Genomic DNA, 11,843 nt, shown 5'->3' on the forward strand with positions numbered 1-11,843 from the left:
TGACAACTAGTCTCGATCGAGTGGGCAGTTTCCGACGTCGGGAAGTGGGCACTCGACTGAAACCCCGGTCGAGTGCTCAGCTCCCGACGGGCCCCTTGCGGTCGAGTGTCCGGTTCCCGCCGACCGGCGGGTGGGTCAGGAGGCCTTGCGGAGGGCGTTGATCTCGCGGCGCTTCGTCATCGCCATGGCGAGGGCGATCTTGCGCGCGTCGATGCTGATCTCGCGCAACATGCCCGAGATCGGGTTCGTGTAGCCGGTGTACCAGAGGCCCCTGGCGCCGCGAGCCGTTCGACCGCCGCGCTCGACCGGGCGGCCCTTGCCGTCGAGCACGCCGAGGTGGCCGAGGAGCGGCTCGAGGCCCTGGTGGTAGCCGGTGGCGAGCACGACGACGTCCGGCCTGAGGCGGGTCCGGTCGGCCAGCACGACCTCGTCCCCCTCGACCGAGACGAGGGCTGCCACGGGCTCGACGGCGCCCGTGCGCACGGCGTCGATGATGCCGACGTCCTGGACCGGGATCGCGTTGTCGCGCTCGACGCGGGTCAGCAGCCCGGTGTCGGGGCGGGGGAGACCGTGCGCGGACAGGTCAGGCGTCTGGAGCCGCTCGACGAAGGGGGCCACGCGGTCGACGAGTGCGGTCGGCAGGCGGCGCACGGCGATGCCGGTGTACTGCGCGGCCACGGGTCCGCGGTTGCGGCGGAGGATGTGTGGCACGGTGCGGACCGCCATCCGCACGCGGGCGGCGCCGTGCTCGGCGAGGTCGACGGCGAGCTCGGTGCCGGTGTTGCCGGTGCCGACGACGAGGACGTCCTTGCCGGCATACGCGGCGCCGTTGCGGTAGTGCCGGGCCAGCAGCACCTCGCCCGTGAAGCCGTGCAGGCCGGGGACGTCGGGCTCGCGCGGCGTGTGGTTGAAGCCCGTCGCGACGACGGCGTAGGGCGCCGTCACGGACGACCCGTCGGCGAGCGAGACGGTCCACGAGCGGCCGTCGGCGGTGCGGTCGACCCGGGCCGCCTCGGAGCCGTGGCGCACGTCGAGGTCGTGGTGGGCGGCATACAGCTCCAGGTAGCGCACGACGTCGTCGCGCGAGACCCAGCGCCCCATCTCCCTCGGGATCGGCAGCCCGGGCAGACCGGAGAGCTCACGCGGGGTGTGCAGGTGGAGACGGTCGTAGTGCCCCCGCCACGAGCTGCCGACGGAGTCGCTGCGCTCGAGCACGACCGCGTGCAGCCCGCGGTGCTTGAGGGCCGCGGCGGTCGCGAGGCCGGCAGGGCCCCCGCCGATGACGTGGGCATCGACAGGTCGGGCGGGCCGGTTGGGTGAGATCACAGTCGGACCCTAGTGCCGGCCCGGGCTCGGCGGGCCGAGGACGGCCGGACGTCGGCGCCCTGGCGTCTCAGGCCTTCTCCACGTGCTCGGCCACCCACTCGTTGAGGGGACGGATCGCGCGCCACGTGTCGCGCACACGGGTGAGGGTGCTCTTCGTCGCGAGCCAGTCGGGGTCGCCGAAGTCGCGGATCACCATGAGCTCCTTGTGACGGAGGGTCTCGATGCGGGGGTGGTCGGCGGCATACCCCCTCGGTGTGGTGCGCACCTTCTCGCCGTGCACCTCGAAGCCCTTGCGCCGCAGGCCGTCGAGCAGCGACTCGAGGCGCTGCCCGCTCGCCGGAGCGTCGACGGCTCGGCGCAGGCTCGCCGTCTGCGCGGTCGAGTGTGCGCGGAAGCCGCCGCCGGCCCGGAGCCCGGTCGCACTGATCTCGACGTAGTAGCCGGAGCTCGGCTCGGCCGCGACGAAGGCCCCGAGGTGGGTCTTGTAGGGCGACTTGTCGGCGCTGAAGCGGATGTCGCGGTTCGGGCGGAAGAGCTTCGCCTCGCCGAACTCCTCCTCGAGCGCGTCGACGAGGGCGAGCATCGGCGCACGCGCGTGCCGCTCCCACTGCTCCTTGTGGTCGGTCCAGTACGACTTCGAGTTGTCGGCCTCGAGCCCGGCGTAGAAGCCGAGGGCGCCGGTGGGGAAGCCGGTGAAGGCGGCAGGTGTGGTCGCGTCGGCGCTCATGGGGTGGACTCTCGCACCATCCCCGGCTTGTTAGGCAAGGCTTACCTGTGCTTTGCTCATTTCGGGCACGGTGACGTGACCTAATTGCTGGGAGAAGTCTGGGAACTGGAGGGGCACCGTGCTCGCGAGCAACGCGCTCATCGGACTGCGTGAGGGGCTGGAGGCCGCGCTCGTCGTCGTCATCCTCGTCGCGTTCCTCGTCAAGACCGACCGCCGGTGGGCGCTGCGCCACGTCTGGACCGGTGTGGGGGTCGCGGTCGCGCTGTCTGTCGGGCTGGGCGCCCTGCTCACCTACGGCACCAAGCAGCTGACCTTCGAGGCCCAGGAGCTCATCGGCGGCAGCGCCTCCATCATCGCCGTCGTCTTCGTGACCTTCATGGTCTTCTGGATGAAGTCCGCCTCGCGCACCATCTCCGGCGAGCTCAAGGGCAAGCTCGACCGTGCCCTCGACATGGGCCCGTTCGCGATCGCGCTCGTCGCCTTCCTCGGCGTCGGACGCGAGGGCCTCGAGACCGCGATCTTCTTCTACGCCACCACCGAGGCCGCCGGTCAGGGCAACAACCAGCCGCTCATCGGCTGGGTCGTGGGCCTCGCCGGCGCTGTCGTGCTCGGCTGGCTCCTCTACCGCGGGGCCGTGAGGATCAACCTCGCGAAGTTCTTCCGCTGGACCGGCATCCTGCTCGTGCTCGTCGCGGCCGGCATCCTCGCGTACGGCCTGCACGACCTGCAGGAGGCGCGTCTCCTCCCGGGCCTCACCACCCTCGCCTTCGACGTCAGCGCGACGGTCGACCCGAGCAGCTGGTACGCCACCCTGCTCAAGGGCATCTTCAACTTCACGCCGGCCACCACGGTGCTCCAGGCGGTCGCCTGGGTGCTCTACGTCGGCATCGTCATGACGCTCTTCCTGCGTCCGGCCCGGCCCGCCCCGCAGGCCCCGGCCGCGACCTCTGGTGGCACCCGTCCTGCCGTCGCCGCCTGATCCGGCCGCCTCAGGGCCGGCACGCGCCCGAACCACCCGCCCCACAGCCCAGCTCACAGGAGAACCATGTCCCGCCGCGCCCTGCGCACCGTCACTCCCCTCGCCCTCACCCTCATCGCCGGGCTCGGGCTCGGTGCCTGCACCGACAAGGCCGACTCGAACGGAGCGACCGGTGCGGCGACCGCGGCGGGCGGCCCGATCATCGTCAACGCCACCGACACGGCCTGCGAGCTGAGCGCGACCACCGCGAAGGCCGGCACCATCACCTTCGAGGTCACCAACAGCGGCACCAAGGTCAACGAGTTCTACGTCTACGCCGAGGGCGACCGCATCGTCGGCGAGGTCGAGAACATCACCCCGGGCCTCAAGCGGGAGCTCAAGGTCGAGGTCACCCAGCCGGGCTCGCTGACCACGGCCTGCAAGCCGGGCATGGTCGGGGACGGCATCCGCGGCACCTTCACCGTCACCGGATCGGCCACCGCGGGCAGCGCCGACCAGAAGGTCGCCACCGCCATCGCCGACTACAAGGCCTTCGTGGCGACGCAGACCGACGAGCTGCTCACCGGCACAGCGGCCTTCGTCGCCGCGGTCAAGGCCGGCGACGTCGCCAGGGCCAAAGAGCTCTACCCGACCGCGCGGCTCCCGTGGGAGACCATCGAGCCCGTCGCCGAGAGCTTCGGCGACCTCGACCCGCGCATCGACGGACGTGAGGACGTCGTCGAGGACGGCATGACCTTCACCGGCTACCACCGCCTCGAGAAGGACCTCTGGGTCAGCGGCCTGCAGAAGGACTCGAACGCCGTCGCCGACCAGCTGCTCGCCGACGTCACGGAGATCGCGGCGAAGAGCAAGACCGTCGAGCCCACGGCGCTGAGCATCGCGGGCGGCGCCAAGGCCCTCCTCGACGAGGTCGCCACCGGCAAGGTCACCGGTGAGGAGGAGCGCTACTCGCACACCGACCTCTGGGACTTCCGCGGCAACCTCCAGGGCTCGCAGTCGGCCCTGGAGACGCTCCGTCCCGTCGTCAGCGAGCGCGACCCCGCGCTCCAGAAGGCGCTCGACGCGCGGTTCGGTGAGCTCAACAAGCTGCTCGAGTCGCACCGCGTCGCAGGCGCGTTCGTCTCCTACGAGAAGCTCACCGACGCCGACGTCAAGGCTCTGACCGTCTCGCTCGACGCCCTCAGCGAGCAGGTGGCCAAGGTGCCCGGTGTCGTGGAGGCCAAGTGAGCACCGAGGGCCTGAGCCGCCGTCGCCTCCTCGGAACCGGCGGGACGGCCGCCGTCGCAGGTGTGGCAGGTGTCGCCGTCGGTGCCACGACCGCTGGAGCCCTCGCTCTGCGAGGTAATGCCGTGACCGATGACAGCGCCGCCGCAGGTGCCCCGGGGGCGACGACCCCGTCGCCGGCGCTCGCCCTCGATGCGGCGATCCCCTTCCGCGGCCTCCACCAGGCCGGCATCGTCACGCCGGCCCAGGACCGCCTGCACTTCGTCGCGCTCGACGTCGTGACGAAGGACCCGGCCCAGGTGCGCGGGCTGCTCGAGGCCTGGACCCGTGCCGCCGAGCGGATGACCGCCGGTGCCGAGGCGGCTCCGGGCGGCCTCGTCGGCGGTGGACCCAACCGGGCACCCGAGGACACCGGCGAGGCGTACGGCCTGCCGGCATCCGGCCTGACGATCACGATCGGCTACGGACCCTCGCTCTTCGACGAGCGCTTCGGTCTCGCAGCGAAGAAGCCGGCGGCCCTGAAGGAGCTGCCGGCCTTCGCCGGCGACCAGCTCGACCCGAGGCGCACCGGGGGCGACCTCTGCATCCAGGCGTGCGCCAACGACCCGCAGGTCGCCGTCCACGCGGTGCGCAACCTCATCCGCCTGGGCTTCGGCGTCGTCGCCGTCCGCTGGTCGCAGCTCGGCTTCGGCCGCACGTCGTCGACGTCCACCGCCCAGGCCACGCCGCGCAACCTGTTCGGCTTCAAGGACGGCACGAACAACCTCAAGGCCGAGCAGCCCGAGGACCTCGCGCAGCACGTCTGGGTCGCGAAGGACGACGAGCGGACCGGCGGCGCGTGGATGGCCGGCGGCTCGTACCTCGTCGCGCGACGCATCCGCATGCACATCGAGGTCTGGGACCGCACGCCCCTGCAGGAGCAGGAGGACATCATCGGCCGCGACAAGAAGGAGGGCGCGCCCCTCGGGCAGGCCAAGGAGTTCGACGCGCTCGACTTCGCGAAGAAGGGCCCCGACGGCGCGACCGCGATCCCCGTCGACGCGCACGTTCGCCTGGCCCACGCCAGCCGGCTCGGCGGCATACGCATCCTGCGCCGCGGCTACAACTTCACCGACGGCTCCGACGGGGTCGGCCACCTCGACGCGGGGCTCTTCTTCCTCGCGTTCATGCGTGACCCCGAGAAGCAGTTCGTTCCGATGCAGCGGGCGCTCGCGAAGGCGGACGTGCTGAACGAGTACATCGAGCACAACGGCTCTGCGGTCTTCGCGTGCCCGCCCGGGCTGGCTGAAGGCGAGCACTGGGGCCAGGCGCTCTTCGCCTGACCGCCGCTCCCTTGCCACCGAACGCGGCGTTCGGTGGCGAAAGCGCTGTCAGAACACTGAGTTCGCGATCGAACGCCGCGTTCGATGCGGGCGTGGTGCCTGGTCCTAGACGCTGACGCGCACCGTGAGGGAGCCGGGGCGCACGTTCGCGGTGACCTCGGTGGCCTCGCCGACGACGTCGCCGTCGATCTGCAGGGGGAGCGGCCGGTCGGCGCGCACCCGGATCTCCTTGCACACCTTGTGGTCGAGCGTCGGGTGGCCCTTGCGGCGACGGGTGGCGACGCGGGTCGCCACCGGCACCCAACCGACGACGCCCTTGGGCGAGGCGATGACGGTGTCGAGCTGGCCGTCGTCGACGCGGGCACTCGGCATGAGCACGAGGCCGCCGAGCAGCCGGCCGCAGTTGCCGATGACGACCATGCGAGCGCGTCTGCGGAACTCGAGGTCGTCGTCCACCTTCACCGAGACGCGGAACTCCGGCGACACGAGGTGCTTCAGGCCCGAGACCATGTAGGCCGGCCAGCCCACCTTCGCCTTGAGGTTCTCGTTGGTGCCCGCCATGATCTGCGCGTCCATGCCGACGCCGGCCATGACGACGAAGTAGTGCGTCTCGGGCGCGCCGGACTCGTCGGGGGCGTCGTCCATCGGGGCGGCCCCGACGACGATCTCGCCGACGTCGATGCGGCGGTTGCGCCCGGTGAGCGCCACCGCGACAGCGGCCTCCAGCGCGACCGGCAGGTCGAGGTTGCGGGCCAGCAGGTTGCCGGTGCCGGCCGGCAGGATGCCGAGGGGCGTCTCGGTGCCGACGAGCGCGCTCGCGACGTTGCGCACCGTGCCGTCGCCGCCGAGGCTGCAGACGACGTCGACGCGCTCGCTGACGGCCTGTGCCGCCTGGCCGCGGCCGGGGTCGTCGATCGTCGTCTCGAAGTAGAGCGGCTCACCCCACCCGTTGGCGAGGCACGTGCTCGTGATGCGCTCGCGGACAGCCGGCAGGTCGGCGAACTTCGTCGGGTTGATGACGATCCCGGCACGCTTGAGCGGCGCGGGCGAGTCGTCGTCGCCGGAGCGGAAGTGGTCGCGCGGCGGACGGGGTCGACGGCGCCGCAGCGTGGCGGTCGTCTCCGGCGCGACACGGTTCAGGACGAGCCCCCCGACGACCAGCGCCAGCACGACGACGCCGGCGATGATCCACGGCAGGTAGTCCTTGAGCACGAAGACATACGCTATCCCGCGCGTGGGGCGCTCCCCGAATCGCCGGTGGACCGCGGCCCTAGGCTGGGCGCATGAGCGAGCCCCTCACCGACCCCGGGCCGTCGACCCCGGACGACTCGGACTGGACGTGGGTGCTGACCCGCCCGTGCCCCGACTGCGGCTTCGACACCGACGCGCTCGACGTCGCCGACGCACCGGCCGTCCTCCGCGACGCGGGGCAGAGGTATGCCGCCGCGCTGGGTCGCGACGACGTGCGCACCCGACCGGCCGAGGGGGTCTGGTCGCCGCTCGAGTACGCCTGCCACGTGCGCGACGTCTGCGACGTGATGACGGGCCGCCTCGAGCAGATCCTCGCCGGCGGTGGCGAGCTCGTCACCTTCGCCAACTGGGACCAGGACGCGACGGCCCTCGAGCGGCAGTACTGGCGCTCCGACCCCGACGTCGTCCAGCGCGAGGTCACGGCGGCGTTCGAGACGGCGGCGACGGCATACGCCCGACCCTCCGGTGCGCAGTGGGAGTGGCCCGCCCTGCGCAGCAACGGCTCGCAGTTCACGGCCCGCACGCTCACGCTCTACTTCCTGCACGACATCCGACACCACCTCTGGGACGTGACCGCATGACTCTCCCGATCGACGTGACCCTCCAGCTTCCCGAGCCCCGCACGCCCGACCCGCACGAGGCGCCGGCGATCCGCTGGGGCGTGCTGGCTCCCGGCGGCATCGCGCACGCCTTCGCCGACGCCGTCGCGGTGGGCACCGCGTCGTCGGTCGTCGCCGTCGGCTCGCGCAGCAAGGAGCGGGCTCAGGACTTCGCCGACGAGTTCGGCATCGCCCGCGCGCACGGTAGCTACGAGGATCTCGTGGCCGACCCCGACGTCGACGCCGTCTACGTCGCGTCACCGCACTCCGAGCACCGCGACCACGCGCTGCTCGCCATCGAGGCCGGCAAGCCGGTGCTCGTCGAGAAGGCCTTCACCCGCAGTGCCGCCGAGGCGCGCGAGGTGCTGTCCGCCGCCGAGTCCCGCGGACTGCTCGTCATGGAGGCGATGTGGAGCCGGTTCCTGCCGCACTACGACGTCGTGCGCCACGTCGTCGAGGCGGGGCTCATCGGCGACCTCGTTGCGGTGTACGCCGACCACGGCCAGCACCTCTACCCCGACGGACCCGCCCGGCTCTCCCAGCCCGAGCTCGCCGGCGGCGCCCTGCTCGACCTCGGCGTCTACCCCATCTCGTTCGCCGACGTCGTGCTCGGGGCGCCGGCTTCGGTCACGGCCGTCGGCACGCTCACCGACCTCGGCGTCGACGCGTCCTCGACCGTCACCGTCACCGGCGCCGCTGGTGGCCACGGAGTGCTCACGTGCACGATGGCTGCCGCGACCCCGTGCTCTGCTGTCGTCGCCGGCACCGAGGCGCGGCTCGAGCTCTCCAGCACGTTCTACACGCCCGGGTCGTCGATCCGTCTCGTCAACCGCGCCAGCGACGTCGTCGACGAGCGCGATGGTTGCCTGCCCGATGACGTGCGCGGCTTCTCCTACGAGGCAGCGGAGTTCGCCCGTCGTCTCACCGCGGGTGAGCGCGAGTCGCCGCTCATGACCCACGCCGCCACGCTGCGGGTCATGGAGACGATGGACGAGGTGCGCCGCCAGACCGGGGTCGTCTACCCCGGCGAGTGATCGGTGGCCGGCGGGCGAGGCCTGCCGTCACCGCGATCCCGCTCCCAGGGAGGCTTTTATGAGCACCTCGACCGACCGCCAGGGCAGCACGGGTGGGTTCGCGCGCCTACTCGGAGGCTAGGCGCCCGTGATGTTCGGGTCGCGCCAGCGGCGCTCGAAGGGCAGGCGCCACGTGAAGGGCGAGACGAGCTGGTGGATCTGGTTCGGTCCCCACGTGCCTGCCTCGTACGGCCGCACGACGGGCGGGTTGTCGAGCAGCGGCTGGGAGATCTCCCAGAGGCGCTCGATGCCCTCGGCGGACGTGAAGAGCGTGCGGTCACCGCGGGCCGCGTCGTAGATGAGGCGCTCGTAGGCCTCGAGCACCGCACCCGCCCAGTTCGTCTCCTGCATCGAGAACTGCATCGACAGCTTGTCGAGCTTCATCCCCGGGCCGGGGCGCTTGCCGTAGAACGACAACGACATCCGGGCCTTGTCGGCGAGGTCGAAGGTGAGGTGGTCGGGGCCGTTGTCGCCGACGCCCGAGCTCGCCGGGAACATCGAGCGCGGCGGCTCCTTGAAGGCGATCGAGATGATGCGGGCGCCCTCGGCCATCCGCTTGCCGGTGCGCAGGAAGAACGGCACCCCGGCCCAGCGCCAGTTGTCCACGTAGCACTTGAGCGCCACGAAGGTCTCGGTCTGGCTCTCGGCGGACACGCCCTCGACGTCGCGGTAGCCGACGTACTGGCCGCGCACGACGTCGTGCGGCTCGATCGGCGACATCGAGCGGAAGACCTTGTTCTTCTCCTCGCTGATGGCGTGCGGCTCCAGGGCGGTCGGCGGCTCCATCGCCGTGAACGCCAGCACCTGGAAGAGGTGCGTCACCACCATGTCGCGGTAGGCGCCGGTGCCCTCGTAGAAGTCGGCGCGCTGCGCGAGGCCCAGCGTCTCGGGCACGTCGATCTGGATGTGGTCGATGTGGTTGCGGTGCCAGATCGGCTCGAAGAGGCCGTTGGCGAAGCGGAACGCGAGGATGTTCTGGGCCGCCTCCTTGCCGAGGAAGTGGTCGATGCGGAAGATCTGCTCCTCGTTGAAGACCTGGTGCAGCTCGGCGTTGAGCGCCTTCGCGCTCTCGAGGTCGGTGCCGAACGGCTTCTCCATGATGATGCGGCTGCGCTCGACGAGCTTGGCCTCCTCGAGCTGGTGCACGACGGCGAGCGCGGCCTTGGGCGGGACCGACAGGTAGTGCAGGCGCCACGCGTCGGGCCCGAGGATCGCCTCGGACTCGTCGACGGCATCGCGGATGCCTTGGGGCCCAGCCGAACCCGGCACCCAGTGGATGCGATCGGCGAACTCACGCAGGTCGTTGTCGGTGACGTCGTGGCTCGAGTGCTCGCGGATCGCGGTGAAGGCCAGGTCGAGGAACTCGTCCCGGCTCAGCTCGTCGAGCGAGGTCGCGACGACGCGCAGGCCCTCGAGCAGCTGCGACTCGTGGAGGTGGAGCATGCCGGGGAGGAGCTTGCGCCTCGCGAGGTCTCCGGTGGCACCGAACAGGACGACTGTCGTTGCAGGCATGCCCCCAGCGTCGCGCAAAACTCCTCCCCGCGGGAGGTCAGAGGGCCACCACGTCGACCCGCCCGCCGGCGACCTCCCACCGATGCGTCAGCCGTATGCCGTCGAGCAGGGTCTCGTCGTGGCTGACCACGAGCACGGTGCCCCCGAAGGCCGCCACGGCGGCCTCGAGCTGCTCGATGGCGTCGACGTCGAGGTGGTTGGTCGGCTCGTCGAGCACGAGCACGTTGACCTCGCGACCCTGGAAGAGGGCCATGAGCGCGCGGGTGCGCTCGCCCATCGACAGGCTGCGTGCCGGTCGGGCGACGTGCTCTGAACCCAGGCCGAACTTGGCGAGCAGGGTGCGCACCTCGGCCAGGGGCCACTCGCTGCCCGTGCTCCTGTGCGGACCCAGCTCGCGGCGCACGACGTCGAGCACGGTCGCGTCGTCGTCGAGCAGGGCACGCCGCTGGTCGATGACGCCGACGGAGACCCGTGTGCCGAGCGTGTGCCGACCCGACGTGAGGGGGAGGTCGCCGAGCAGGGCGGCGAGCAGCGTCGTCTTGCCGCTGCCGTTCTCGCCGACGAGGGCGATGCGGTCACCGCGGCCGACAGCGAGGTCGACCGGCCCCAGCCGGAACCCGTGCCTGTCGACGACGGCGTCTGCCAGGGTGGCGACGACGTCGGCCGACGGGCGCCCCTCGGTGATCGTGTAGCGCAGCTGCCACTCCTTGCGCGGCTGCTCCACCACGGCGAGCCGGTCGGCCGCGCGCTCGAGGCGTGCGCCCTTGGCGGCCTGCCGGTCGGCGCGGGCCCGGTGCTTCTCCCGGATGTGCTTGTCGCCCTCCTTCGTCGCCTTGAACCCGGTGCGCCCCTTGACCGCCCAGTCAGCCCGCTGGCGCGACTGCGCGAGCAGGCCGTCGCGCTCGGCGGCATATCCGGCATACGCCTCCCACGCCTGGGCGCGGGCGAGCTCGCGCTGCTCGACGTACGCACTCCAGCCGCCCGTGTAGTGGGCGATGCGCTGCTGCTTCGCGTCGAGCTCGAGGACGCCCGTCGCGACCTCGTCGAGGAACCTCCGGTCGTGGCTCGCGATGAGGACCGGGCCGGTGTGGGAGCGCACGAACTCGGCCATCATCGCGAGGCCACGGGCGTCGAGGTCGTTCGTCGGCTCGTCGAGCAGCAGCACGTCGTAGCGGCTGAGCAGCACGGCGACGAGACAGGCTCGGGCCGCCTGGCCGCCCGAGAGCGTGCCGAGCGGACGGTCGAGCGCGACGTCGAGGCCGACCTTCGCGGCCACCTCGGGCAGGCGCTCGTCGAGGTCGGCCGCGCCGAGGGCGAGCCAGCGCTCGAGGGCCAGGGCGTAACGGTCGTCGCTGCCGGGAAGGCCGTCCGCCACCGCGGCCGAGGCCGCCTCGAGCTCCGTGTCGGCGGCCGTGACGCCGGTGCGGCGGCGGGCGTAGGCGAGGAGCGTCTCGGCGGGGTTCGGCACGACCTGCGGCAGCCAGGCGACGGTCGCGTCGCGCGGGGCGAGCCGGATCGAGCCGGCGTCGACTGAGAGGTCGCCGACGACGGTGCGCATCAGCGTCGACTTGCCGGACCCGTTGGGGCCGACGAGCGCCGTGACGTCACCGTCGGCGAGCGTCAGGTCGAGCCCGGAGAAGAGCGTGCGCGCGCCGAAGGCGACGTCGAGGCCGGAGAGGGTGAGGGTGCACGAGGGTGTGGGAGACATGGCGAGGTCCTTGATGGTCGGCAGGGCCCCGCGGCGTGACGTCAGCTCGAGTGCGAGCGGTCAGGGCGCGGGCGGGCACGAGGCATCAGGAGATCCACACGGAGCAGACCGTAGAGGCTCTG

The 11,843-nt window shown here is 71.8% G+C and carries 10 protein-coding genes; 5 read left to right on the forward strand and 5 right to left on the reverse strand.

Annotation, left to right across the window (positions count from 1 at the left end; translation table 11 throughout):
• Positions 1-135 precede the first annotated feature (135 nt).
• Together ACXR8F_RS06480 and ACXR8F_RS06485 are read right to left on the reverse strand one after the other, a co-directional pair.
• The gene (locus ACXR8F_RS06480; RefSeq protein WP_458799246.1) at positions 136-1,326 is read right to left on the reverse strand and encodes a flavin-containing monooxygenase; all 1,191 of its coding nucleotides are present in this window, start codon (positions 1,324-1,326) and stop codon (positions 136-138) included.
• Between the two features lie 67 nt (positions 1,327-1,393).
• Entirely contained in the window at positions 1,394-2,053 is a 660-nt protein-coding gene (locus ACXR8F_RS06485; protein ID WP_458799247.1) for a DUF2461 domain-containing protein, read from the reverse strand.
• A 118-nt stretch (positions 2,054-2,171) separates the two neighbouring features.
• Between ACXR8F_RS06485 and efeU the strand changes: the two genes are divergently transcribed.
• The 3 genes from efeU (at position 2,172) to efeB (ending at position 5,578) form a co-directional block, all read left to right on the forward strand.
• The gene (gene efeU / locus ACXR8F_RS06490; protein ID WP_458799248.1) at positions 2,172-3,032 is read left to right on the forward strand and encodes an iron uptake transporter permease EfeU; all 861 of its coding nucleotides are present in this window, start codon (positions 2,172-2,174) and stop codon (positions 3,030-3,032) included.
• A gap of 66 nt (positions 3,033-3,098) precedes the next feature.
• Positions 3,099-4,259: an iron uptake system protein EfeO gene (efeO, locus tag ACXR8F_RS06495; RefSeq protein WP_458799249.1), complete on the forward strand. Its 1,161-nt coding sequence runs from the start codon at positions 3,099-3,101 to the stop codon at positions 4,257-4,259.
• Positions 4,256-5,578, forward strand: a complete 1,323-nt coding sequence (gene efeB, locus ACXR8F_RS06500; protein WP_458799250.1) for an iron uptake transporter deferrochelatase/peroxidase subunit — start codon at positions 4,256-4,258, stop codon at positions 5,576-5,578. The genes efeO and efeB overlap by 4 nt, the downstream gene beginning before the upstream one ends.
• 105 nt (positions 5,579-5,683) lie before the next feature.
• On the opposite strand, the gene ACXR8F_RS06505 is transcribed toward efeB, so the two are convergent.
• Positions 5,684-6,790, reverse strand: a complete 1,107-nt coding sequence (locus tag ACXR8F_RS06505) for a diacylglycerol/lipid kinase family protein (protein ID WP_458799251.1) — start codon at positions 6,788-6,790, stop codon at positions 5,684-5,686.
• 71 nt (positions 6,791-6,861) lie between these two features.
• On the opposite strand from ACXR8F_RS06505, the gene ACXR8F_RS06510 reads away from it, so the two are divergent.
• Together ACXR8F_RS06510 and ACXR8F_RS06515 are read left to right on the forward strand one after the other, a co-directional pair.
• Complete coding sequence (locus ACXR8F_RS06510; RefSeq protein WP_458799252.1) at positions 6,862-7,410, forward strand: DinB family protein; 549 nt, start codon at positions 6,862-6,864, stop codon at positions 7,408-7,410.
• Entirely contained in the window at positions 7,407-8,462 is a 1,056-nt protein-coding gene (locus ACXR8F_RS06515; protein ID WP_458799253.1) for a Gfo/Idh/MocA family protein, read from the forward strand. The genes ACXR8F_RS06510 and ACXR8F_RS06515 overlap by 4 nt, the downstream gene beginning before the upstream one ends.
• 117 nt (positions 8,463-8,579) lie before the next feature.
• Here the strand turns inward: ACXR8F_RS06515 and zwf are convergent, their stop codons facing one another.
• Together zwf and ACXR8F_RS06525 are read right to left on the reverse strand one after the other, a co-directional pair.
• Complete coding sequence (gene zwf, locus ACXR8F_RS06520; RefSeq protein WP_045192973.1) at positions 8,580-10,013, reverse strand: glucose-6-phosphate dehydrogenase; 1,434 nt, start codon at positions 10,011-10,013, stop codon at positions 8,580-8,582.
• 37 nt (positions 10,014-10,050) lie between these two features.
• Entirely contained in the window at positions 10,051-11,721 is a 1,671-nt protein-coding gene (locus ACXR8F_RS06525) for an ABC-F family ATP-binding cassette domain-containing protein (RefSeq protein WP_458799254.1), read from the reverse strand.
• Positions 11,722-11,843: the final 122 nt, after the last annotated feature.

This window comes from Terrabacter sp. AAH1 (assembly GCF_054456855.1).